This window comes from Dyella kyungheensis (assembly GCF_016905005.1).
In the GTDB taxonomy this organism is placed as follows: domain Bacteria; phylum Pseudomonadota; class Gammaproteobacteria; order Xanthomonadales; family Rhodanobacteraceae; genus Dyella; species Dyella kyungheensis.
This window is the reverse complement of record NZ_JADIKC010000014.1, coordinates 1-25,055: the sequence shown is the minus strand read 5'-3', so window position 1 is coordinate 25,055 and position 25,055 is coordinate 1. Positions and strand designations below refer to the sequence as shown.

The following is a 25,055-nucleotide window of genomic DNA, read 5'->3' as shown; positions in this document are numbered from 1 at the left end:
GGCGAGCGCCGCCTTACCACTGCATGCCCGCACCGATGGAGAAGCCCGCATCGCCGCGCGTGTCGGCACTGCCGGTGAGCTTGTAGACCCAGCGTCCGCCCTGCGAGATGGTCGACACGCCGACCGCAATGCTCGATTCGCCGCGGAAGGTGCCCGCCGCCACGGCTGCCATGCTCCGGCCCGGCTCGTAGGACTGCGGCAGTCCGGCCATCGCCATGCCGGCGGCGATGCCGGCGTTGGCGCGATTGCTGGCGCTCTGGATCTGCCCGTTCAACTGGTTGTAGCGCTGGTCGGTGTAGTTCTGCGCCCAGTTCTGCGCCTGCTGGATGCCGGCGTTCAACTGGCCCACGTTGGCCGCATCGCTGGTGGCCACGCCGTTGGCGACGTTGTGGATGGTCGTGCCCGCGTTGCCGTTGCCCAGCGTGACGCTGCTGTAGTTGGTGCTGCCGTCGGTGTTGGTGTCGTAGCGGACCGTTCCCTGCGTCGAGTTGTTGATGCTTGCCTGCATCTGGCCCAGGTTCACCGCATCGGTGGACGCGGAACCCGCCGCCACGTTGGTGATCTGCCGCTCGCTGCCGGCACTGCCCACCGAGACCGTGTTCGCGCGATCGGCCACCGAGCCGGAGCCCAGCGCAACGGAGTTGTCGGCCGAGGCGTTCGCACCATTGCCCACCGCCACTGCGTTGCTGCCGCTGGCTGTAGCCGTGGGACCGGCAGCGACGCTGTTGGCGCCCGTCGCACTGGCATCGGCCAGTGCCGAGTTGACGGTGTAGTACTTGACGTTGTTGTTGATGGTGGTGCTGCCACCCGGCTTGATGTTCTGGATCGCGTTGTACAGGCTGTAGTTGCTGTAGACGTTGGTGGTGTCCTGCGTCCAGTGCCACATCTGCGAGCCGTTGATGGCCTGCGTGCTGGTGGCGCTGATGCTGCCCTGGTGGAGGTTCTGCAGGATGCTTCCGCCGGTGACGCCGCCGTCGGTGCTGCTGGTGCTGTCCATCGTCACGGTGTTGTGCGTGCTGTCGTCGTACTGCACGGCGTTGCCGGTGGCGAAGGACACCGCTTCGAGCTGCGCGAGGTTCACCGCATCGGTCAGCGCGCTGCCGGCCGCGACGTTGGTGATCTGGCGCTCCTGTCCCGGCGCACCGATCGACACTTCGCCGGCTGAGTGCTGCAACGTGCTCATGCCGTAGGCGGCGTAGCTGTTCTGCCCACCGCGCGTGGCGGCCGAGGCGTAACCGAGCGCCACGCTGTTGGCGACGCTGGCGGTGGCATTGGCGCCGATGATGGTCTGCGCGTTCGCCGTACCTGCCGCGCTGTCGCCGATCACCACGGAGTGACCCAGTCGCGCGTTGTAGTCATCGGTGGGAACGCCCGACGGGTCGGTGGGATCGTTGGCGCCGTTGCCCGGGAAGGCCGTGGCCGCCGTCACCGCCGGCAAGGTGTGGCTGGCATTGGTGCCGATCACCACTTCCTTCGAACCATTGGCCGTGGCGCCGTCGCCCATCAGCACCTGGTAATCCTGCGCGGCATTCACCGCCCAGCACGATGCCTGTACCACGCCCAGCACATTGGCGCAGGTGGATGCCCAGGCTGGCGCACTGTTCGGCAGTGCCAGTCCGAGCACACCGCCCGGTGCGCCGTTGTTGATGTTGGTGATGTAGCTGTCCGAACTCACCGAGCCGATCAGCGTGAGATGGGAATTGCTGCCGGTGCCGCCAAGCGTGGTGCCACCGACCGTGGTGAGCACCGTACCGACCGGCGTGGCATTCACCAGCGGAATGCCGGCCACGCTCACCACCGAATAGCCCTGGGTGAAGTTCGCCGAATTCACCTGCAGGCCGCCATTGGTGACGTAACCGTTGCTGTTGTTGAACAGCGCATTGGTGGAAGAGCCGAGCAACTGGCCGGCCGTACCCACCACGCCGCCGTTGCCCACGATGAGTCCCGTCGGCGTGGCCGACGGCGGCGGCACCACCGGCACGCCAGCGGCGCCGCTGCCCCCGCCCGGCCCACCGACGCCGGAAGCTGCGGGCGTGACGCCCAGCAACGACGCAACGCCCGGCAAGGCCTTGTCGACAAGATTCGATGCGCCGGGAATCACGCCAAGCAGATTCTGACCGGACGTCTGACCATTGCCGGTGGCGCCCAGTTGCGCGCCCGGCACGCTGTTCACCGTGTCGGCCACGGTGTTGGTGAGGTTGCCCAACAGCGACGATGCCGTGCCACCCTGCCCCAGCACATTGGCCAGGCCCGTACCGTTCGGCTGCGACAACACCGCGCCCACGGTGGAGGTGACATCGCCTGCCGTCTTGTCCACATCGGGCAGCACCTTGCCAAGCGAAGCATCGCTTGAACCCAGGATGCCGCCGAGCCCGCTACCCGAGGCCGTACCAGCGACAGTACCCACCACGGTATTGAGCACGCCGGTGACCGGCTGCAGCACACCAGTGACAGCGCCGCCGATGGGCGTGCCGGCCGTCGCCGCGCCCACGATGCCCGTCACGGTGTTGGTCACGCCGGTGACGGTGGAAGGAAGATTCGAGATGGCACCGAGCGGACCGCCCGTGCTCACCGGATGCAGTACGGAGCCGACCGTCGAAGTCACGTCCGACACCACACCGCCGAGATTGCCCAGACCGTTGCCGCCCGTCACTGGCTTCAGCACCGAACCCACGGTTGAAGTCACGCCGGAAACCACGCCGCCCAAGCCATTGCCCGAACCGAGCACGCCACCGAGTCCGCTGCCCGAGCCGACACCGGCCACGGTGCCAACGACGCCGTTGACGGTCGACACCACCGGCTGCACGACACTCGTTACGGTGCCACCCAGAGGCGTACCCGCAGTGACGCCACCGACCACGCCCGTCACCGTATTCGTCACACCCGTCACCGTCGCCGGCAGGTTCGACACCAGGCCGCCCACGTTGCCAAGACCACCGTTGCCTCCAGTCACCGGCTGCAAGACTTTGCCGACCGTCGAGGTCACGCCGGCAACCACACCGCCCAAGCCATTGCCCGAACCGAGCACGCCTCCGAGGCCGCTGCCCGAGCCCACGCCCGCCACGGTGCCCACTACACCATTGACGGTCGATACCACCGGTTGCACGACACTCGTTACGGTGCCGCCCAGAGGCGTACCTGCAGTGACGCCAGCGACCAGGCCCGTCACCGTGTTCGTCACACCGGTCACCGTCGCCGGCAGGTTCGACACCAGGCCGCCCACATTGCCAAGACCGCCGCTGCCTGCACCGAGCACGCCTCCGAGGCCGCTGCCCGATCCCACGCCTGCCACGGTGCCAACGACGCCGTTGACGGTCGACACTACCGGTTGCACGACACTCGTTACGGTGCCTCCGAGAGGCGTGCCTGCAGTGGCACCACCGACCAGGCCCGTCACCGTATTCGTCACACCCGTCACTGTCGCCGGCAGGTTCGACACCATGCCGCCCACGTTGCCGAGGCCACCAGCCGAACCGGCGCCAACACCCGCCAGCGTCGTCGCCACGTTGTGCAGCGTTGATTCCACCGGCGGCAATACCGTATTCATCACGCTCGCGAGCGGTGTGCCGGCGGTGACGCCGCCGACGACACCATTCACCGCATGGCTCACGCCATCGACCGTGGCAGGCAGCGTCGACACCAGACCGTTCGCACCCAACACACCGCCGAGACCGCCCTGGGATCCCAGGCCCGCCACCGTGGTGGCGACGTTGTGCAGCGTCGAATCGACGGGAGGCAGGATGCCACTGGCGACACCCGCGAGCGGCGTGCCCGCGGTCACGCCACCGACGATGCCGCTCACCGCACCGGTCACGCCATCGACCGTAGCGGGCAGTTTCGACACCACGCCCGTCACGCTGCCGGACCCCAGTCCGCCGGTGATCGGTTGCAGTACGGGATCGAGCGCGGAAACCAGCTGACCGCCCACATGCAGATTGACGTTGGCGTTGACCAGCGGCGTGCTCGACAACACCGGCACGGAAACGCCGACATGCGCATGCGCGTCGACCAGATCGCCGTTGTTGGCCAGCACGGCGGCGCGAGCGCCGACGCTGGCATTCACCGGGGCAATCGCTGCGCCGGATGTTCCAAGCGGGATCGCAGGCGTACCCAGCTGCACACGACCATCCGCGCCGACCACTGCCGGCGCGCGATCGTCCACCAGCGAGCTGGTGACGTTCGCGTGCGTGGCCAACGTCACGGAGCGATTGCGATCCGCCACATCGTTCGACGAAGGCAATACAGCGGACACCAGGCCCTGGCCCAGCGCAGCCACATTCGCCGCGCCGGACACGGCGCCGACGCGCGAGCCCAGCTCGACCGGAACGGCAACGCCGGATTGGATCTGCTGCGCGGTCGGCATGATCGGCACCGCGGTCTTCACGCGCACGCCGGCGAGCATGGCCTTGCGCTGCACGGAAGCAGCCGGCGTCGGCGTCACATTGGCATGACCAGCCGCCGGCACGTTCACGACAGCGCGGTTGCCCAACGACGACGCATCGACGCCGAGCGCAACCGGCGCTGCCTGCGATGCGGGATGCTCATACTTGGCGGCCAGGCTCATCAGGTCGTTGAGCTTGGCGTCGTCGGCGCCTTCCGCGTGCGATGCGGTGTGATACGCCAGCGCACACAGCGCGAGGCCAGTCGCCAGGAACGCGCGTGCCGATGGCATAAAGCCGATCTGGCGGGAGGCGCGATGATGCTGCGTAGAAAGTTCAGACGCCGGCACCCACGCGCGCCGGGAGTCGGACCACACGAGACGGTAAATGCGATTCATTGAAGTGTCCCCTTTTGGCCGGCGCAGCCCACGTCATGTGTCCGCGCATACAGTCCATGCGAGCTGTACCGGCGCACGACATGTGCCACCGGCAACGCTTGGGGTTCATTACAACGATCGCAGCGGCTGCCCGATGTCCCAATCCGGCAACGGCATAAGCCGATCCGGCAAGGTCTAGGGCAAATACGGCAGCGGCCTGCACAAATCCGGCATCACGTGTGCGTTGCGTGACGAGAGGCGATGCGGAAACGACGAACGGCCAGCACGCGCGGCCGCGATGACTCAGGCCGCTTCGAACGGCGGTGCGCGCATCAAGGTATCGCGCGGGCGTTCGCCGAACACCCGGCGATAATGGTCGGCAAACCGCGAGAGGTCCCACAGGCCGCAACTGAGCGCCACCGATTTCACCGAGCGTCGGCTGGCATCGGACAGCGTGAGGTTCTTGCAGGCCGTGCACAGCCGCAGCATCGACAGATAGCGGTTCGGCGAGACGCCCAGCAGGTCGTCAAAGGCGTAGCGCAAGGCGCGCTCGCTGACACCGGCGGCGTTGCACAGCTCCGTTATATAGATGTCCCGGCGCAGATTGCGGCGCATGAACTCTTCGGCGCGCTGCACGGCGAGGTAGTGCGTGCGCCGGCCGCGTGAGCATGCCGGCCGGTCCTCGGCGCGGGCCGACAGCGCTGCGATGAGGTGGGATTCGAGCAGGCCATCGAGATCGATATCGTGCGGCGCACCTTCGTTTGGCGCCTGCAGTACGCGGTCGCGCACCGCATCGATCTTCGCGCGCAGCGCACGGGCGCGCTCGTCGTCGGACAACGTGAACAGCGACATCGCCCTGACCGGCACATCCGGCTGATGCGGGCTTAGCTCGAGGTACTTGTCCACCACGCGCTGCTGCGGCACCAGCACGCCGGTGATGCGGCTGCCGGAACCGAGCACGAACTCGCTGATGCCCTCGGGGAACACCGTGAAGGCCATGCCCGAGCCAAGCGACGTGCCATGGCACCAGCTGTCTTCCGAGGTGTGGTGCAGAAAGCCGAACAGACACCAGCCCTGCGGCAGCGCGAAGCGGCCGCGAAAGGCGAAGTTCACCTCGCCGGTGAAATAGATCGCCCGCTCCGACGCGATCGAATCAGCGTGCGCACGCGGTCCTTGCTTGCCCAGCAGTACCAGCTCCAGCTCACAGACCTTGAGGATGCCGCACAGCGTGACGAGATCGGGCGACTGCAGTCCGACGTCGTTCTCGATTTCCATTGATTGCCCCCTGAGGCATCCACTTCGAGGCGCCCGTTAATGTCGCCATTGATTATCACCGGCGACAAGGCTCATTAAAGAATCCATATGCATCGCCTCAATGCACATATTCGGCAATAGCTGTTTTGGCTGAAATGCCACCCTTCGGTTTGTGATGCACATCACATAATCGGTCTTCACGCCTGCCGTTTTTGTGCAAGCAGTCACGCATGCCCCAAAGAGACTGTGCTCGTACGTCACTCCGCCCAGGACGGTCGGACCGTACATTTTTAGGGGCCTTCCGATAAATCGTACGACGGTTTGGAGCGGGTCGTCCGCGCCATTTTTCCGTCGCCAACTGTCGTGAAATTGACTTCACAAAATCATCATTTTCACGCGAAATTGATTATTTCGATCTAAATGGTCGGAGAGCCCTTCGGGTCGATTGTAATTAATCGATCCAACTGGCCATTCGTATTATTGGACCGATAAAAGGCACGGCTCGTGCAATCGATTTAATAGTCCGAATGGACTATGGGCCAAATGCTCAATAGGGGCAGCCGCGGCCGATAAACAAAGAGGCGTGGCTGATCAGATACCAAAAAGTAGAGCGCGGGGCTCTACGGGAGACAAACCAATGAAGACGATGATTCGCAATTTTCTGGTGGAAGAGGACGGCATCACGGCGATCGAGTACGGGATTCTTGCGGCGATCGTAGCGGCGGCGGTGGTGGCCGCTTTCAAGACGCCTCTCTCGCAGCTTTTCGCAAAGGTGTTCACCGCGCTCGGCACTGTCGTGGACGGTGCCACCAGCTAAACGCGTGGAGAAAAGACGTCGCGGAGCGCGACGTCACCGATTCATCGGGGGCCGGCCAGGGACGGCCGCTCGGCTTCCATAGGGGGAAGGCATGGTCACGGTACTTTCGATGCTTGCAATCGTTCTGAGCGCGCCCGTCGTGCTGAGCGATCTGTATGCGCGCCGCGTACCCAATGCGTGGCTCGCCGCCACGCTGCTGACCGCTGTCGCCGCGACCTTGCTGCAACGGCTGCTTGGCGCCACGCCCGTCGTCTGGCCATCCCTGCCCGGGCTGGTCACCGGACTGGTCACCATGCTGCCCTTCTACGCCATCCGCTGGATGGGCGCGGGCGACGTGAAGTTTCTCGCCACGCTGGGCTTTCTGCTCGGCGTGCGTGCCTTGTTGCCGATCTGGATCATCGGCTGCCTGATGACCGGTGTGCATGCCGTCTGCATGCTGCTGTTTCGCCTGCCGCGCATTGCGTATGCGCCGGGCGTGAGCACGGTGCGCCAGCATCTGCATGCGTCGCCGCTGTGGCAGCGTTCCCTGCATGCACGGCAAGGCCGTGTGGGGCTGCCGCATGCCGCCTATCTCGGCATTGCCGCCATCGTCACCGTGCTCACTCCCGACCTGATGCATTGGGAGGGCGCATGATCATCCGTCATCGCGCGAACCCGACGCGACAGCGTGGCGTGGCGGCCATCGAATTCGCCTTTGTATTCCTGCTGGGCGTGCTGCCGTTGTTGCTGATCACGCTGACCGGCGTGCTGATCTTCGCCGCGCAGCAATCGCTGTCGCTGGCGTCGGCCGAGGGTGCGCGGGCCGCGCTGCAGTACGGCACCGTGGCGCAACGACAAAGCAATGCCTGCTACGCCGCGCAGCGCTCGATGGCCTGGCTGCTGGCCTTCTCCGGCGAAAGCGCGAATTGCGGCACGCCGGCCGCTCCCGGAGCTAGCTATGCGCCGGTCGCCATTTCCGCCGCCACGCCCTGCCCCAGCAATGCCGCCATGAAATGCATCACGGTGGTGGCGTCGTTCGACTACAACACGCACCCGTTCGTACCCGGCGCCTCGGCGCTGTACGGATGGCTGATGAAATCCAACCTCAGCAGCTCGGCCACCGTGCAGCTGGACCTGGGCACCTGACAAACCGGAGACACCTCCAGATGCACAACGTGTCACGCATCGCCGCCCTTGTGCTGGTTGTCCTCGCGACCGTGCTGGCGCTGGTCGCCTTCACCCTCGGCAAGCGGCGTCCGGAACAGGACGCGCCGCCACCGATGGCCGCCGCGCCCATCACGGCGCCAGCCGCACCGGTGACCCCGGCGAAAACAGCGCACGCCGTCGTCGCTGCGCAAGCCTTGCCGGCCGGCGAAGTAATTCCTGCGGCAGCGCTACGCGACGTGGCGGTTTCCACGGCGCCCGAGGGAAGTTATGGCCAGATCGAACTGCTGGTGGGCCAGGTGCCCCGTGTGGACATTCCCGAAGGCACCGTCGTGACCTCCGCCCTGCTCGCCAACCCGATTGCCATGCAGCTGCGCCCGGGCGAGCGCGCGCTGGCGGTGCCGGTCGATGAAGTCTCCGGCGTAGGCTACCGCGTGCAGCCCGGCGATTACGTCGACGTGGTGGTGACGTTGAAGATGGAAGAACTCAACCCTGCCTCCTTGGGCCGCCAACATACCGATAGCCGACTGCTTGCCGCTCGTTTGCGCGTGCTGGCCTACGGTGCGCGCGACTTGCCCAACGTCGGCCAGTCCACACCGGTCACCAGGAACGATGCCAACGAGGCAGCGGCGAAGATGGCCGTACTCGCGGTGCCCCTGGCGGAGGTCGATCCACTGGTGCTTGGCCTGCAGGCCGGCAAGGTGTCGCTTGCGCTGCGCCATCCCGGTGATCAAGGCATGCCGAGCGATCTGCTGTTTCCTTTGCCGCCTACCGTGCTGGCGCCACGCAGCGACCTCACCGCCGAACAACGTGCCTGGCTGCTCACGCCGGAGAACCGCGCTTTCGCCGGTATCCAGGACGCGGGCCTGCTGGGGCGCGCACGAACGAGCACACCATCGATCCAGCCACGGGCCCCAACGCAGGCTGGCCCGGAAATCATTCGCGGCACCAACGTCGCCTCCTCGCACGCGGCTCTGGCGGTGACTCCATGAGCCAGCGTCATTGGATCCTGCTGGCGATGGCCGCGCTGCCGCTGCTGGCGACGCATGCGGCCACCGTCAACGATGCGACGATTTCGCTGCAGGTGCACGAACAGCGTCCCTGGCACCTGCCGACGGACATCCAGCGCGTGGCGATTGCCGATCCTTCCGTCACCGACATCGTGATGCTGAAGGGCCAACGCGATGCGCTGCTGGTTGGCAAGAAGCCGGGCGAAACCACGCTGCTGCTATGGCGCCGTGGCGATGCCGCGCCACAACGACTGGCCGTGGAGGTGCGCAGCGCGGGACAGGCCGCACTGCAGAGCGACAGCGGCCTGCACATCGCCGTGCAAGACAACGAAGCCGTCCTGCGCGGCCAGGCCGACAGCATGCTCGAGCACGAACGCGGCGTGGCCGCGGCACAGAATGCGGTAGGCGACAAGGGCGCGGTAATCGATGCCTCCAGTGTCGCCAGCGGCGGCGTGGTGCAGGTGGAAGTGAAGGTGGTCGAGTTCGACAAGACGGTGATGAGCCAGATCGGCATCAACTTCAACGCCACCAACAACGGTTTTCGCTACGGCTTCACTTCGCCGCTGGGTCCGACCACCACCACGGGCGGCGCCATTTCCTCGGCCTTCAACCTGGTGATGGGACATACCAGCGCCAACGGTCAGCACGCCTGGAACGCGAACCTCAATCTGCTGCAGAGCGATGGCATGGCGCGCGTGCTCGCCGAACCGACGCTGGTGGCGTTGTCGGGTCAGAGCGCCAGTTTTCTGTCGGGCGGCGAGCTGCCGATTCCCGAGCCGCAGGGCCTGGGCACCACCACGATCGTCTACAAGCCCTTCGGCATCGGTCTCACGGTGACGCCCACCGTGCTCGCGCCGGATCGCATCGCGCTCAAGGTAGCGCCCGAAGCAAGCGATCTGGACTACACCAATGCCGTGGTGTTGAACGGCGTATCCGTACCGGCCATCAGCACGCGGCGCGCCGACACCACGGTGGAACTGGGCGATGGCGAGACCTTCATCATCGGCGGACTGGTGAGCCAGAACATCACCAGCCAGGTGGACAAGATCCCGCTGCTGGGCGACATCCCGATCCTCGGCTCGTTCTTCCGCGACCTCAAATACAGCCGCCAGGATAAGGAGCTGGTGCTGATCGTGACGCCGCACCTGGTGCGTCCGATCGCCAAGGACACCAGGCTGCCGCTGCCCGGCGAGCGCGAGCAGCGCAACAACCTGCCGGTGTGGGGCTCGTGGCTGCTCAATCCGGCCGGGTCCGATCAACTGCCGGGCTTCTCGCGCTGAGGACAAAAGCCATGCAAGCAAACCCCACGGTGGTGACCTTGACCAAGCCGGCGTTGGACTCGACGCTGCTGCTCTACTCGCCCGACGAAAACAATGCGCAGCGTTTCTCCGCGCGCCTGCGCCAGCTGGTCACGCTGGCGTGGTGCGACAGCCACCAGTTCGCCGCCAGCCGCCGCGCGCTGGAGGAACATCAGCCGCGCCTGGTCCTGCTCGATTTCTCCAAGGGCTATACCGACGCTTCCGCCGAGATCGCGCGCCAGCTGATGGCGATCGATCCGGGCCTGGTGCTGCTGGGGATCGGCTCGGCGGCATCGGATCGGGGCGCGGGCGTGCTCTGCGCGATGCGTGCAGGGCTGAAGGATTTCATCGACATCGATGCGGGCGACGAGGAGATCCTCGATCAGCTCCGCACGTCGCTGGAGCAGCTGCGCCATGCAGCGGACGGACAACCCGCGCGCGCACCCAGGCGCGGACAGCTGGTACTACTCTGCGGCGTGCGGCCGGGCCTGGGCACCAGCACGCTGGCAGCGCACCTGGGCGCCATGGCGGCGGCGATCAAACCGTCGGCAGCTGCCCCCGCCAGCGGCAACAGCGTCATGCTGTTCGATCTGGGTCACTCGAGCGGCGATATCGGGCTCTATCTGGGCACCGGCGGCGACTTCCATTTCGACGACGCGCTGCGCCACGCCAGCCGCATCGATGCCACCCTGGTACGCACGGCCGTGCCGCATCACAGCAGCGGCGCCGCCGTGCTGGCACAACCCCGCGAACGCAACATCAGCCTGGCCGGCGCCGAGGTCGTGCCCCTGCTGGAACGGTTGCTGGGCATGTACGACCTGGTGCTGTGCGACCTGGACAGCCGCGCGCTGGACGATGTCGCGCACAGCCTGCTGAAGATGGCCGATGCGATCTGGCTGGTCACCGACCAGGCGCTCGGTTCGATGGTGGCGCTCGACACCTGCCTGCGCCAACTCGAACGCGCGCAGGCGCGCGACCTGCGGGTGTCGCTGCTGGTGAACCGCTACGACGAGGCCTGCGGCCTCAGCGCCGCACGCATGGCCGAGCGCTTCAGCCTGCCGCTGCTGGCCACCTTGCCGGAACGCTCGCGCACCCTGCGCGCCGCCGCCAACCGCGGCTCGCTGTTGCATGAAATCGCCGCGAACGACGCCTATGTGCGTGCGCTCGCTCCGCTCCTCGCCCGTTTCCGGCTGCGCACGAAGCGCGACGCCGGCAAGCGCGGCTGGAGGACCTTGCTCAACCCGATACGGGGGAACTTATGGAAACGCCACTGAATTCTTCCAGTGCGTTGCTCGCTGCCGCACTGCGCCGTGCCGACGTCTCTTCGCGGCTGGATGGCCCTGCGTTGCCTTTCGAACAGACCCAGCAGTTCCAGGATGTGCTGTCGGCGGCGCACGAATTCCTGTTGAACCGCATCGAAGACCAGCGCATCGATATCGCATCGTGGTCGCGCACCACGGTCACCAAGTACGTGGAAACGGAGACCGCCAGCTTCGTGCAGGAGTGGCGCATCCCGGTCAACGAGTCGGAGATGCAACAGGTCTCCGGCGCGCTGGTGAAGGAACTCACCGGCTTCGGTCCGCTGGACGACCTGCTGCTGGATGCCGCGGTCGAAGACATCCTGATCAACGGCCACGACGATGTCTACGTGTCACGCCAGGGCGTGCTGAAGCGCGAGAACATCCGCTTCAGCGACAATCATCACCTGCTGCGCATCGTGCGCCGCATCCTCGCGCCGCTGGGCCGCCGGCTGGACGACTCCAACCCGATGGTGGATGCCCGCCTGCCCAACGGCGGCCGTCTCAACGCCATCATCGAGCCGCTCTCGGTCGCCGGCCCGTGCGTGTCCATCCGCAAGTTCCGCAAGGATCCGTTCACGCCTGACGAACTGCAGGAAAAGGGCACGTTCGATCGCGCGATCCGATCGTTCCTCGAAGCGGCCGTGCTCGGCCGTTGCAACGTGATCGTGTCGGGCGGCACCAGTTCGGGCAAGACCTCGCTGCTCAATGCGCTGGCCAGCTTCATCCCCGCGCACGAACGCGTGATCACGGTGGAAGACACCGCCGAACTCGCGCTCAACCATCCGCATGTGGTGCGGCTGGAAAGCCGGCTCGGCAGTTTCGACGGCGAAGGCGCGGTGAGCATCCGCGACCTGGTGCGCAACAGCCTGCGCATGCGTCCGGACCGGATCGTGGTGGGCGAGGTGCGCGGCGTCGAAGTACTGGAGATGCTGCAGGCGATGAACACCGGCCACGACGGCTCGATGTCGACCATCCACGCCAACTCGCCCCGCGATGCGTTGTACCGGCTGGAAATGCTGGCGGGCTTTGCCGGCTTCCAGGGCAGCGAGACCAGCTTGCGCCGGCAGATCGCCAGCGCGGTGGATTTCATCGTGCAGATCGCGCGACTGAGTAGCGGCCGCCGGGTGATTTCGTCGATCACCGAAGTGACCGGCGTGGGCGACAACGTGATCACCACGCAGGACATGTACCGCCACGATCCCTTCGTCGACCGCGACGGCAAGGAGATCGACCGCTGGATGAGTCTCGGCCTGCAGCCGCATACCAGCAAGCTCGAACCGTTCCGGCAGCTGCTGCGCGAAGCGAACGGGCCGTTCGCATGATCCAGGCGCTGTCGCTGGCCGCGCTCGCACTGCTGCTGCTCGCTGGCGCGATCGAGCTGTGGTGGGGCAGCGCATTGCGCCTGCAGCAGCGCAAGAGTCTGGAGAGCATCGAGCAACGGCTGGTGACGCGAGGGCAAACCGATCCTCGCGCACCGCCGCCGCTGCCGGCACCGCGCAAGCCGGGCCTGCTGCAGCGGGCAGACAGTGTGCTCACGCGCGCGGCGCTTCCGACCCGCCGGTCGATCTATCTCGCACTGGCCGCTCCCGGCATCGCACTCACCTTGCTGGCCTGGTGGCGCATCGGCAGCGCCTGGGGCATGCCGCTGATGCTTGCCCTGTACGGCGCGGCCGTATGGCTGTGGCTGCGCCGCCGCATCGAGAAGCAGCAACAGCTCTTGCTGGCGCAGCTGCCGGATTTCCTCGACGGCATGATCCGCATGACCAGCGTGGGCAACAGCCTGCCGATGGCATTCCAGAGCACCAGCAAGTCGGTGGCGATGCCTTTGCGCGGCGTGCTCGATCGCACGCTGTCGTCGATGCACGCCGGCGCCGATCTCGACCAGGCGCTGGCGATGGCGTCGCGTCCTTATGCGCTGGAAGAACTCTCGCTGCTGCATGCCGTGTTCGGCATCGGCATGCGCGTGGGCGGCCGGGCTGATCACATCCTGCAGCGCATGAGTGACTTTATGCGCGACCACGCGCACGCGCGCTCCGAGCTGAAGGCGATCACCGCCGAAACGCGGATGTCGGCCTGGGTGCTGGCCTTGCTGCCGGTGGCCGTGTCCACGGTGATGACGCTGCTCGATCCGTCGTTCTTCAAACCGATGTTCACCGAAGCGCTGGGCCACAAGATCCTGCTCATCGCGCTCGGGCTGGAGTTGACCGGCGGCCTGTTGCTGTACCGGTTGGCCAAATCGCTGTAGCAGCGCGTGGCGCTGTCGTCTCTTTCGCTGTTCGCTGGGGGTGCGTCGTGGAAGTGGGTTGGATCATGATTGCCGCACTGGTGGCGCTATCGGCGGGCGGCGGCTTGTTCGCCAGCGAGGCGCTGCGCCACTACCGCCAGCGCCAGCAGGAAAGCCGGCTGATCGACCGGGCGTTGCTCGGCCCGCGCGCAGGCAACCCCGGCGATACGCCGGCCGAGCCCCAGGAAGACGCCTGGACGCTGTTGTTGCACACGCTGGCTGCGCTGGGCCGCCGTTTCGAGACCGGACGGCTGGGCCGTGCGCTGATCACGCCGGAAGACCGGCTGCTGCTGGGACAGATCAACCGCAACACCGGCCAGGGACGGGCGATGTTTCTCGGCCTGCGCCTCGCGCTGGCCATGGCGGTGCCGCTGCCGGTAATGCTATGGCTGGCGCCCAGCGGCTTCAGCGCCTTCGTGGTGTTGCTTGGCGCCGCGGCATTCGGCCTGATCGCACCCAAGCTCGTGCTGGGCAGCCTGGCCAAGCGGCTGCGCAAACGCGCCGACGACGAACTGCCCTTGCTGGTCGATCTGCTGCGGCTGCTGCAGGGCGTGGGTTTCAGCGTGGACCAGAGCCTGCAGATGGTCGCCGACCGTTTCCAGGAAGCGATGCCGCTGATGAGCCGCGAGGTCGGCGACGCCAACGCACTGTACCTGCGCGGCCGCACGCGCATGCAGTCGCTGCATCGCCTGTGCGAGTTCGACAACGACGGCCTGAAGAGCCTCGTGCAGATCCTCGTGCAGGTGCATGAGCACGGCGGCGCCGTGCAAGAACCTCTGCGTCAGTTCGGCGATCGCCTGCGCGAGCAACGCAAGCTGCACATGAAGGAACTGAGCGGCAAGCTCTCCGTGAAGATGACCGTGGTGATGATGCTCACGTTGATTCCGGCACTGATGCTGGTGCTGGCCGGGCCGGCTGCGATCTCGCTGATCACCACCATGACCAAGCTGGGAGGACACTGACCATGCGCACTTCCCTGCCTCGCTGGCTGTTTGCCTCAATCGCCTGCGTGCTGCTTGCAGCGTGCGGCAAGACGCTCGGCGGCTATCCCAACCACACGCCCACGGCATCACTGGTCGCGCCGGGCAACAGTGCCCGCGACGACAAGTCGGTCTATATGGACCTGATTCGCCAGATGCAGCAGCAAGGGGCCTATTACGCGTCGCTCGCACACATCGACGCGTATCGCCAGCGTTTCGGCAACACGCCGGAACTGCGTCGCCGACAGGCCGATGCGCTGCGTGCCACCGGTCAATTGGATGCCGCGCGCGTCATCTATCGCAGCCTTCTCAGCGGCGAGCAGGCCGCTGCCGCGTGGCATGGGCTGGGCCTGGTCGAGGCGCAGTCGGGTCATGCGACGGCGGCCGACGAAGCGCTGCTGAAGGCCACCGAACTGGAGCCGGTCAACGCCGCGTACCTGAGCGATCTGGGCTATGCACGCTTGTGCGATGGACAGACGGCCGCCGCGAAGGACCCGCTCGCGATGGCCGCCGAGCTGGATCCCACCAATGCGAAGGTCATCGCGAACCTGGCGCTATGGGCCATGCTGACAGGTGACACCACGCGGGCCGACGCCATCATGCAGCGCGGCGAGCTGCCTGCGAGCAGCCAGGACGACGTGCATCGTCTCGCCGTGCAGCTCGCATCGCGCCGCACGCGCTCGGCGACGCCTGGCGCGCAAGCCGCCAGCGCACCGGCACGCCCAGCGAACAGCACCGCCGGCACGGATGTACCCGCCAGCATGTTGCAACGCTTCACCACGGATGGCACCGCTTACGAGGCACGCCCATGACGATTTCGCTTCGCATCTCCCGACAGGTTGTCATCGCGTTGGCGTTGACATGTTCGGCCGGCATCGCCGCCCATGCACAGCAAGCGCCGATCACCGGCCAGATGCTGGCGCCCACGGCGCCGCCCGCCACCGTCGACAGCCCGCCGCCTGCCGCCGCGCCCGCGCCAACGGCAACCGATAGTGCGAACGAGGAAACGCAGGTAGGCGACACCACGCACCAGTTGCTCGGCATGCAAGCGCAGGGCACGCATGCCGGCAAGCATCTGCCGATACCGGGCCCGGAGGCGTCGGCGAGCTACCAGCGCTACCTGAAGAGCTTCGAGCATCCGATTCCGGAGTTCTATGACGCGGCGGTCAGCAAGAGTGCCGATGCGTCGTCCACCTCCAGCTCGCCCTGACCCGTATGCGGCGCGCGCAAAGCGGTTCCACGGCCGTAGCGATGCTGTTGATGATGTTGGGCCTGATCACCATGCTCGGCCTGGTGGAAGTGGGCTATCTGTACTGGGCCAAGCGCGACACGCAGAAGGTGGCCGACCTGGCGGCCCTCGCCGGTGCGCAGCAGCTCAACGCGTGCACGTCGGGCAACGGCAACAACACCGCCGCCACAGGCAACGCGACGACGGAAAATGGATTCACCGGCCAGCTCAGCGTCAACTGCGGCACCTGGAACCCGGCCAACGGGAGCAGCGATCACTTCGCCGGCACGACCGGCACGCCCAATGCGGTGAAAGTGGTAGCGCAGCGTTCGGTGCTGCCCATCTGGGGCATGGCGGGCAAACTGCCCAACGTCAGCGCCGAAGCGGTGGCGAGCGGCTTGCAGCCCGTGGCGGTTTTCAGCATCGGCAGCACGTTGGTGGACGTCAGCGGAAAATCGCCGCTCGGCCAATTGCTCACCGGCATTGGACTCAACATCCCCGAGGCGACGCTGGTCGGCTACAACGGACTGGCCACGGCCACCGTCACGCCCTCGGGTCTGCTCAACCAGCTCGGCGTGAGCGTGCCGGCCAACCTCGATGTCGGCGGCGTCAACCAGTTGCTCGCCTCGTCGGTGCAGGCACACGCGTTGATCGACGTGCTCAATGCCGTGGTGAATGCGGCCGGCCAACAGCAGTTGCTCAGCGCCAACGCCACCCTGGTCAACGCGGTCACCGCCGCCGTCGGCACTGCACCGGGCAAGGTCACGCTGGGTTCCAGTGGATCGACCAGCGGCTTGTTCGCACAGATCACGGCGCCCGACAGCAGCGTGCAGACGGCGCTCAATGCCCAGGTGAATGCGTTGCAGCTGATCAGCGGCGCGGTCGGCGTGGCCACCGGGCAACACGCCCTGAAGGGTGCCGTCGCTGTGCCGAATATTCTTGGCTTCAGCATCAGCAGCGCCTTCAGCGTGATCGAGCCGCCGTCGATCGGCATTGGTGGCGTGGGTACGAGCGCGTCCACGGCGCAGGTGCGCGCCTTCATCAACGTGCAGTTCTCGACCAACAACATCCCGTTGCTGGGCACGCTGGTGAGCTCGCTGGCCAAGACGTCGATCAGCCTCAACCTGCCCATTGCGATCGACCTGGTCTACGCCAAGGCGACGCTCAACAGCCTGTGCACGGAGAACAGCAGCCCGTATCACGCCACCTTCGGCGTGCAATCATCGGTGTTGAAGATGTGCGTGGGCGGCATATCGCAAAGCAGCGCATTCAGCACCGCGGGAAGTTGCGATCAGATCCCCGCGGTCAGTGGCGCTCCCTTGCTGAATGTGACGGTCGCCGGCGCAACCGTGGCCAGCGTGGTCAACCCGTTCGTGATCACCGGTTTGCCGGCGAATGGCAGCGGCACGCTGGCCGCGGGCGAATCGGCGAACATTCCCAGCGGCGGCACCCCGCTCGACATCGGCACCACCGTCACCAATGTCTTCAACGCACTGACTACCGCGTTGCTCAACCAAACGGCGACATCCACGCCATCATCGATCTCCACGCCGCTGGCGACCGACCTGTGGAACAACAATGCGGGCGCCCACACCGGTCTCACGCCCAACCTCAACCAGCTCTCGGCAGCCTTGACCCAGCTGTCGGGCACCACCACGGGCCTGCAGAGTTTTCTGCAGAACACCGGCGGACAGGTCGGCAACATTCTCGGCAGCACGCTGACGCTCAATGTGCCGGGCATTCTTACCGGCACCAGCAACCTGCTCGGCGGCGTGGTCAACCTGTTGGGCAACGTGCTCACCCAGACGGGTTGCGCGGCGGGTTTCCAGAACAGTTGCATCGCGGCCATCCAGACCGCCATGAATGGCGGCACCACCTCGTTGCCCAACAGCCTGGTAGCCGTGCTCGGTTTCGTGGTGCAGACCCTGCAGGGGCCGCTCAACCAGCTCGGCTCGCAGGTGCTGACGCCGGCGCTGAGGGACATCCTGGGCATCAAACTGGGTGTCAGCACGGTGAGTCTGCAGTCGCTGCAGTGTCACGGTGTGCAGTTGGTCTACTAGCGATGCATCGCCTCTTGACCCCCACAAACAGACCCTTAGACTGTCCCGGTTGGCTTGGCAAAGGGCTGGAAATACGCGCAGCAGCGCTTTCCAGGGCGGGCCACGATCAAAGGGGAATTTCAGGATGAAGGCTTTGACTCGCAGCGCGAGCCCACGGCGGGTGTTGTTCGCGATCGGCACCCTGGTGCTCATGGCCACTTCGGCGTGCGCGAGCGCACCCGCGACGAGCAACAACCCGATGCCGCCCGCACCCGAGCCGGCCGCTTCCACCCAGTCCAAGGTGCCGCTGAGCACGGTGGAAAGCCTTCGCCAGTTGATTGACAACCATCAGCTCACCGAAGTGCGCACCACGTACAACAGCACCTATGGCGCGAGCCTGCTGTTCCGTCCGGAAACCCTGGGCTATTACGTGGTGCTGTTCCACGGCAAGGAATTCTGGCGCGTGATGCAGACCGATTCCTTCGACGACGCCGAGAGCCTCTATCGCACCTTCGTGTCGCAGACGCAGACGCTGGGCCAGGTCGAAATCGACACCATGCGCCTGGATGCCGGCAACAAGTACGCCGAGCACATGATTGCGGTGAACCAGGCGAAGCTGCGCAGCCTGCAGCAGGACGCGAACAACCAGCAGCAGCAAGCGCAGCAGGTGGCCGCCCAGCAGGAGCAGGCCCATCAGCAGGCGGTGGCGCTGAGCAGCGATCTGCACAACACCAATGCACAGCTCGATGCGGTGAAGCAGCAGATCCGCGCCCTGGAAACGATGCAGTCCAATCCGAACCTGGTGCTGCCCACGCCGGCGCCTGCCACCACCGCGGCGCCGACCCCGCAGCCGAACCAGCCGCCCGCCGCGTCGCCCTGAGCGAGCCGACCTGGCCGTCCGAACCGCCGCATCCTCACGGATAGCGGCGGTTTTTCTTTTTGCGGCGTGAGCGGCGAAGAAAAAGCCGACTGGCAACAACGACATCGGAAGCATTCCCGGCCTGATCCAGGCTGCCTTGCGTACGATCCTGCGAAGGATCGCCGTCGCATTTGGTCAGCGAAAAGCAAGCCAACCAGTACTTTTGTCACGGTCGCCGCGTGACCTTGATACGCATACTCGGGACTTACATCGATCCAATACCGGGGAATTGCATGCGCCGTCTCTTGACCTTGCTGATGGCAGGCAGCCTTGTGCTGTCGCCGTGTTTCGTCACCCTGGCCAAGGATGCGCCGCCGGACAAAGACAAAAAGGCCGCCAGCAAGGACGAGGACGTCCAGGCACCGAGCACCGAGACCGCCGTGCGCACCAAGCACAGCGTGAGCATCAACGGCCATTCGGTGTCCTACACCGCCACGGCCGGCACGGTGATCATCCGCGACGACAAGGGCGAGCCGCAGGCCAGCGTGTTCTACGTGGCCTATACGGTGGACGGCAAGGCGGAGAAGCGCCCGGTCACCTTCCTCTACAACGGCGGCCCGGGTTCCTCCTCGATGTGGCTGCACATGGGCTCGTTCGGCCCGGTGCGCATCGCCACCGACAGCCCCGCCGCCACCGCGCCGGCGCCGTACAAGCTGGTGTCCAACAGCGACAGCCTGCTCGACAAGACCGACCTGGTCTTCATCGATGCGGTGGGCACCGGTTATTCGCGACCGCTCGGCAAGGCCGAGGGCAAGGATTTCTGGGGCGTTGACCAGGACGTGTCGGCGTTCTCGCGTGCCATCCAGCGCTACGTGACGATCAACAACCGCTGGAACTCGCCGAAGTTCCTCTACGGCGAAAGCTACGGCACCACGCGCTCCGGCGCGCTGGTGGATGCGCTGCAGGACAAGGGCATGTCGTTCAACGGCGTGATCATCATGTCCTCCATCCTCAACTACGGCATGCGCATGCCGGGCTATGACGCGATGTACATCGGCTACGTGCCGAGTTACGCCGCCGCTGCCTGGTATCACAACAAGCTCGCCAACAAGCCGGCCGACCTGAAGTCGTACATCGACCAGGTACGCGCCTTTGCCAGCGGTCGCTATGCAAGCGCGCTGGCCAAGGGCCAGGACATCTCGCCGACCGAAGCCGACGCCGTGGCGCGCCAGCTGGCGGCGTATACCGGCCTGTCGGTGGAGTACATCAAGGAGTCCAACCTGCGTGTGGACCCGTCGCGCTTCCGCAAGGAACTGCTGCGCAACGAACGCCGCACCATCGGCCGCTACGACGCGCGCTTCGAAGGCGTGGACGAAGACGCGGCCGGCGAAGTGCCCGACTACGATGCTTCCGACACCGGCATCAGCGGCGCGTTCGTCACTGCGTTCAACGATTACATCGTCAACCAGCTGAACTACCACAGCGACCTCGACTATCGCCCCACCTTCGGCGACATCAACAAGTCGTGGGACTGGAAGCATCAGGCGGCCGGCATCAAGCGTCCGCTGTTGATGGCCTATGTGGCCGGCGACCTGGCGCATGCGATGCGCACCAACCCGCATCTGCAGCTGCTCTCGGTGAACGGCTACTACGATTTCGCCACGCCGTTCTTCAACACCGAGTTCGACATCTCGCACATGAACCTGGAACCGTCGCTGCGCGGCAACGTGCATTTCCTGTACTACCCGTCGGGCCACATGATCTACCTCAACACCGAAGCGCTGCAGCAGCTCAAGGGCGACCTGGCACGCTACTACGACGCCACCACCCACTCCTGATTGGACCCGGAGACGACTGACATGCGCCAGCTTCCGCTTGCTTCGCTCGCCCTTGCCACGCTGTTGGCCCTGGGCACCCTGCCGCTGCACGCCGCCGATACGCCCAAGGATGCCGCCAAGACCGAACAGGGCGACAAGGACAAAGACAAGAACGCCGACGAGCACACCCAGCCCACGCCGCCCGAGCGCAGCGTGGTGACCAAGCACAGCGTACGCGTGGGCAACCGCAGCATCGACTACACCGCCACCGCTGGACGCCTGACCATCCGCGACGACAAGGGCAAGCCCACGGTGAGCTTCTTCTACGTCGCCTACACGGCCGACGGTGGCAAGAACAGCAAGCGTCCGGTGACGTTCTTCTACAACGGCGGCCCGGGTTCGTCGTCCATGTGGCTGCACATGGGCTCGTTCGGTCCGGTGCGCGTGGCCAACGATGGCGACAAGCCGATTCCGCCGGCACCGTACCGCTGGGTGCCGAACGAGCAGAGCCTGCTCGACAAGACCGACCTGGTCTTCATCGACGCGCCGGGCACCGGTTACTCGCAGCTGGTGGGCAAGACCGAAGGCAAGGACGTGTGGGGCGTGGACCAGGACGCGGAGGCGTTCACCAAGTTCATCACCCGCTATGTGAGCGTGAACAACCGCTGGAATTCGCCGAAGTTCCTGTTCGGCGAAAGCTACGGCACCACGCGCTCCGCCGTGCTGGTGAAGTCGCTGCAGGACGCGGGCATGGAGTTCAACGGCGTCGTGCTGATGTCCTCCATCCTCGATTTCTCGGTGGCCGCGCCGGGCATCGACCACGGCTACATCGTGAACCTGCCGACCGAGGCGGCGATTGCCTGGTACCACAACAAGGTGCCGAACAAGCCGGCCGATATCGGCACGTTCCTCGCCGAAGTGCGCCGCTTTGCCTCCAGCGATTACACGCTGGCGCTGGCCAAGGGCGACACCATCGATCCGGCCGAAGCCGATCGCGTGGCCAACCAGATGAGCCGTTACCTCGGCCTGTCGCCGCAATACATCAAGGAAGCCAACCTGCGCGTGAATCCCAGCCGCTTCCGCAAGGAACTGCTGCGCAATGAGCGCCTTACCGTTGGCCGTCTGGACGGCCGTTTCCAGGGCATCGATCCGGACGCCGCCGGCGAAACGCCCGATGGCGATACCGCCAGCGACGCCATCACCGGCGCCTACGTGGCGGTGTTCAACCAGTACGCCGCGACCGAACTGAAGTTCACCGAGGATCGCGCCTACCTGCCCAACAACTACGGCGCCATCGGCCGCAACTGGGACTGGAAGCGCAAGAAGAACGGCGGCTGGCTGCAGGCCACCTACGTGGCCGACGACCTGGCCGATGCCATGCGCCGCAATCCGCACCTGAAGGTGTTCTCGGCCAATGGTTATTACGACCTGGCCACGCCGTTCTACGCCACCGAGTTCGACCTCACCCACCTCGGGCTGGAGCCGGCCGAACGCAAGAATGTCACGTTCGGTTTTTATCCTTCGGGTCACATGATTTATCTTGACCAGACGTCCTTGCAGCAGACCAAGGCCGATCTGTCCCGTTTCTATGATGACGCCGCACCGTGACCAAGCTTCCTCCCCCGCCTCTCCCCGAATCATCTGACGAACAACCCGACGACCCCTCGCGACGCCGCCTGCTGGGCGGCCTCGCGCTGGGCGGTGCCGCGCTGGCCATCGCCGGCACCGAGACGCTCGCTGCCGGCGCGAAGCCGGCAGCGTCGACGATGGCCCCCGCGGCCATCGACGAAGCGCTGCGCAAGGACATCCAGCAGGTCGTGGTGATCTACCTGGAGAACCGTAGCTTCAACAACCTGTTCGCCAATTTCCCCGGCGTGGAGCAGCCGCTCGGCGCGCTGAAGCCCGACGCCTACCTGCAACGCGACCGCGACGGCAGCGTGCTGAAGGAGCTGCCGCCGATCTGGCACGGCCTGGCGCCGCACAAGCAGACGGTGAACCACCGCGACTACCAGGTGATGCAGGACCATCTCACTGGCCTGCCGAATGCACCGTGGGCGTTGCGCACGGGCGACGGCGAACCGTTGCCGCATGGCGTGGTGACGCGCGATCTCATTCATGCGTTCTACGAGAACCAGCGCCAGATCAACGGCGGCAAGAACGACGGCTTCGTGGCCTGGGGCGACACCGGCGCAATGGTGATGGGCCACTACGACGACAGCGCGTCCAACCTGCGCCTGTGGCAGCTCGCGCGGCAATACACGCTGTGCGACAACTGGTTCATGGGCGCATTCGGCGGCTCCTTCCTCAACCATCAGTACCTGGTCGCCGCACAACCGCCGTTCTATCCGAATGCAGACCACAGCCCGGCTCAATTCAACATCGCCGTGACCGAAAGCGGCAAGGCGGACGATCCGCGCCTGAAGCTCGCCGAAGATTCACCGCACAGCGCGATGGATGGCAAAGCCAAGCCGATCTCGCGCAGCCAACTCACGCCCGACTTCTGGGCCGTGAACACCATGATGCCGCCGTATCAGCCCACCAGCACGCAGTCGGGCACGAATCCGCTGATGGCCTCCGAGGACAGTCCGAACACGCTGCCGCCGCAGCTGCACAAGACCATCGGCGATGCGCTTTCCGCCAAGGGCGTGGACTGGGCGTGGTACGCCGGTGCCTGGCAGCTAGCACTCGATGGCAAAGGCGACGGCGACGAACACCAGTTCCCGCAGCGTCCGAACTTCCAGATCCATCACCAGCCGCTGAACTACTTCAAGAGCTTCGCGCCCGGCACCGACGCACGCGCTAAGCACCTGCGCGACGCCGGCGTGGGCGAGACCTCGAAGACCAATCGTTTCCTCGCCGACATCGAAGCCAATCGCTTGCCCACAGTGAGCTTCTACAAGCCGCAGGGCGACCTCAACATGCACGCCGGCTATTCGGACGTGGATACCGGCGACCGCCACGTGATGGCGATTGTCGATGCGTTGCAGAAATCGCCATCGTGGAAGCACACGATGGTCATCATCACCGTGGACGAGAACGGCGGCTGGTGGGATCACGTGGCGCCGCCCAAGGGCGACCGCTGGGGCCCGGGTTCACGCATCCCCGCCCTGGTGGTATCGCCGTTCGCCAAGAAGGGCCACGTCGACCACACGATCTACGACACCGGCTCGATCGCGCGCTTCCTCACGCGCCGCTTCGGCCTGGAGAAGTTGCCCGGCCTGAGCATGCGCGAGCAAGCGATGATCGCAGCGGGCGGCCCGCCTCCCGGCGATCTGACCAACGCGCTGGAACTGAGCGCCTGAAGACGGACGGCGCGCGAACGAACTGCTCACATTCCCGGTGACATACTTCGCGCGCCTTTTCAGGGAGCGAGAATCATGCGCCGCACTGTTCTGACCGCCATCGCACTCACCACCGTCCTCGCCGCTGGCGTCCACGCACAGAGCGGCCTTGGCAGCCTGACCCAGCAGGCCCAGATCGCCAACAAGAACTTCGACATCGCCGACAAGAACAAGGACGGCCTGTTGACCAAGGAAGAAGCGGAGAAGGGCCCGGTGCCGTTCATCCGCGCGCATTTCGATGCCATCGACAAGGATCACAAGGGCACGGTGTCGAAGCAAGATGTGCTCGATTACGTGAAGTCGCTGCAACAAGGACATCGGCATCCGGCAGCGGCGGCGTCGACTCACTGATTTTTTGTTGAGACGGCAAAGCCGCTCTCTCGCCCGGATGTCGCGATCCCGTGACCGGGCCGCTTACGACGCGAAGCTAGTCCCGTGGGACGCAGCGGGCGTTTCGATCGGCTGCCGCCGCTCGAGTCACTTTTCTTTGCCGGCCCACGCATACGCAGGAGCGCATGCGAACGGCGAAGCCGGCCCGAAGGGCGGAGGGCAGGATGCCCGGAGTAAAGAAAAGTAACCCAAAGAAATGGCCTTTCAAGCTGGCAGCATCGTGTTGAATCCAAGCACGAACGCTCGCAGCGCGTCCCACCGGATCTCCATGGGAGGTTACCCCAGGGGTACTTCAATGCGCTGCGCAACGCGCCCGAATCGCTGAGGACTTAAAGCGGAGCTCGCTTCGCATCGCCCTTGGCTTGTACGCGATGTACCGCACCTCTCCCGCTCCCCTCCGGGGAGAGGGCCGGGGTGAGGGGCGGGTGCTCGCGGGAACCTGTGTGCTTTCTGTGGGAGCGCACTTGTGCGCGACAGCCACGCATGGATGTACCGCTCCGTCGGCTTGTCGCGCACAAGTGCGCTCCCACAGTAGCCC

At 65.7% G+C, this 25,055-nt stretch carries 19 protein-coding genes; 17 read left to right on the top strand and 2 right to left on the bottom strand.

Translation table 11 applies throughout. The features are described from left to right. Positions 1 to 13 precede the first annotated feature (13 nt). On the bottom strand, positions 14 to 4,777 hold the full coding sequence (locus ISP20_RS20820; protein ID WP_204638142.1) for a YadA-like family protein: 4,764 nt from the start codon (positions 4,775 to 4,777) through the stop codon (positions 14 to 16). 282 nt (positions 4,778 to 5,059) lie between these two features. Continuing rightward, positions 5,060 to 6,031 carry an AraC family transcriptional regulator gene (locus tag ISP20_RS20815; RefSeq protein WP_204638141.1) on the bottom strand — a complete coding sequence of 324 codons (972 nt, stop codon included), beginning with the start codon at positions 6,029 to 6,031 and terminating at the stop codon, positions 5,060 to 5,062. A gap of 616 nt (positions 6,032 to 6,647) precedes the next feature. Here ISP20_RS20815 and ISP20_RS20810 point away from each other — a divergent pair. The 17 genes from ISP20_RS20810 to ISP20_RS20730 all read left to right on the top strand — a co-directional run bounded on the left by ISP20_RS20810 (position 6,648) and on the right by ISP20_RS20730 (position 24,478). Continuing rightward, entirely contained in the window at positions 6,648 to 6,827 is a 180-nt protein-coding gene (locus ISP20_RS20810; RefSeq protein WP_204638140.1) for a Flp family type IVb pilin, read from the top strand. Between the two features lie 109 nt (positions 6,828 to 6,936). Next, complete coding sequence (locus ISP20_RS20805) at positions 6,937 to 7,461, top strand: A24 family peptidase (RefSeq protein WP_204638139.1); 525 nt, start codon at positions 6,937 to 6,939, stop codon at positions 7,459 to 7,461. Beyond that, positions 7,458 to 7,952: a TadE/TadG family type IV pilus assembly protein gene (locus tag ISP20_RS20800; RefSeq protein ID WP_204638138.1), complete on the top strand. Its 495-nt coding sequence runs from the start codon at positions 7,458 to 7,460 to the stop codon at positions 7,950 to 7,952. Before ISP20_RS20805 ends, ISP20_RS20800 begins: the two co-directional genes overlap by 4 nt. A 20-nt stretch (positions 7,953 to 7,972) precedes the next feature. Beyond that, a complete protein-coding gene (gene cpaB / locus ISP20_RS20795) occupies positions 7,973 to 8,962 on the top strand; it encodes a Flp pilus assembly protein CpaB (RefSeq protein ID WP_204638137.1) in 990 nt (329 codons plus the stop codon). Continuing rightward, entirely contained in the window at positions 8,959 to 10,260 is a 1,302-nt protein-coding gene (locus ISP20_RS20790; protein ID WP_204638136.1) for a type II and III secretion system protein family protein, read from the top strand. The genes cpaB and ISP20_RS20790 overlap by 4 nt, the downstream gene beginning before the upstream one ends. 11 nt (positions 10,261 to 10,271) lie before the next feature. After that, positions 10,272 to 11,552: a CpaE/TadZ family protein gene (locus ISP20_RS20785; RefSeq protein WP_204638135.1), complete on the top strand. Its 1,281-nt coding sequence runs from the start codon at positions 10,272 to 10,274 to the stop codon at positions 11,550 to 11,552. After that, the gene (locus tag ISP20_RS20780) at positions 11,537 to 12,901 is read left to right on the top strand and encodes a TadA family conjugal transfer-associated ATPase (RefSeq protein WP_204638134.1); all 1,365 of its coding nucleotides are present in this window, start codon (positions 11,537 to 11,539) and stop codon (positions 12,899 to 12,901) included. Before ISP20_RS20785 ends, ISP20_RS20780 begins: the two co-directional genes overlap by 16 nt. Continuing rightward, positions 12,898 to 13,824, top strand: coding sequence for a type II secretion system F family protein (locus ISP20_RS20775; RefSeq protein ID WP_204638133.1), 927 nt, complete (start codon positions 12,898 to 12,900; stop codon positions 13,822 to 13,824). The genes ISP20_RS20780 and ISP20_RS20775 overlap by 4 nt, the downstream gene beginning before the upstream one ends. Before the next feature lie 65 nt (positions 13,825 to 13,889). Beyond that, positions 13,890 to 14,825: a type II secretion system F family protein gene (locus ISP20_RS20770; protein WP_204638132.1), complete on the top strand. Its 936-nt coding sequence runs from the start codon at positions 13,890 to 13,892 to the stop codon at positions 14,823 to 14,825. A gap of 2 nt (positions 14,826 to 14,827) precedes the next feature. Beyond that, positions 14,828 to 15,655 (top strand): tetratricopeptide repeat protein, encoded by an 828-nt coding sequence (locus tag ISP20_RS20765; protein ID WP_204638131.1) that lies wholly within the window; start codon positions 14,828 to 14,830, stop codon positions 15,653 to 15,655. After that, positions 15,652 to 16,053 (top strand): DUF3613 domain-containing protein, encoded by a 402-nt coding sequence (locus tag ISP20_RS20760; protein WP_204638130.1) that lies wholly within the window; start codon positions 15,652 to 15,654, stop codon positions 16,051 to 16,053. Before ISP20_RS20765 ends, ISP20_RS20760 begins: the two co-directional genes overlap by 4 nt. Before the next feature lie 5 nt (positions 16,054 to 16,058). Beyond that, positions 16,059 to 18,131 (top strand): TadG family pilus assembly protein, encoded by a 2,073-nt coding sequence (locus ISP20_RS20755; protein WP_275586832.1) that lies wholly within the window; start codon positions 16,059 to 16,061, stop codon positions 18,129 to 18,131. 124 nt (positions 18,132 to 18,255) lie between these two features. Beyond that, entirely contained in the window at positions 18,256 to 18,990 is a 735-nt protein-coding gene (locus tag ISP20_RS20750; RefSeq protein ID WP_204638128.1) for a DUF2968 domain-containing protein, read from the top strand. Between the two features lie 272 nt (positions 18,991 to 19,262). Next, on the top strand, positions 19,263 to 20,807 hold the full coding sequence (locus tag ISP20_RS20745) for a S10 family peptidase (RefSeq protein ID WP_204638127.1): 1,545 nt from the start codon (positions 19,263 to 19,265) through the stop codon (positions 20,805 to 20,807). A 21-nt stretch (positions 20,808 to 20,828) separates the two neighbouring features. Then, a complete protein-coding gene (locus ISP20_RS20740; protein ID WP_204638126.1) occupies positions 20,829 to 22,394 on the top strand; it encodes a S10 family peptidase in 1,566 nt (521 codons plus the stop codon). Further along, positions 22,391 to 24,088, top strand: a complete 1,698-nt coding sequence (gene acpA / locus ISP20_RS20735; RefSeq protein WP_204638125.1) for an acid phosphatase — start codon at positions 22,391 to 22,393, stop codon at positions 24,086 to 24,088. Before ISP20_RS20740 ends, acpA begins: the two co-directional genes overlap by 4 nt. Before the next feature lie 75 nt (positions 24,089 to 24,163). Next, positions 24,164 to 24,478: an EF-hand domain-containing protein gene (locus ISP20_RS20730; protein WP_204638124.1), complete on the top strand. Its 315-nt coding sequence runs from the start codon at positions 24,164 to 24,166 to the stop codon at positions 24,476 to 24,478. Positions 24,479 to 25,055 lie beyond the last annotated feature (577 nt).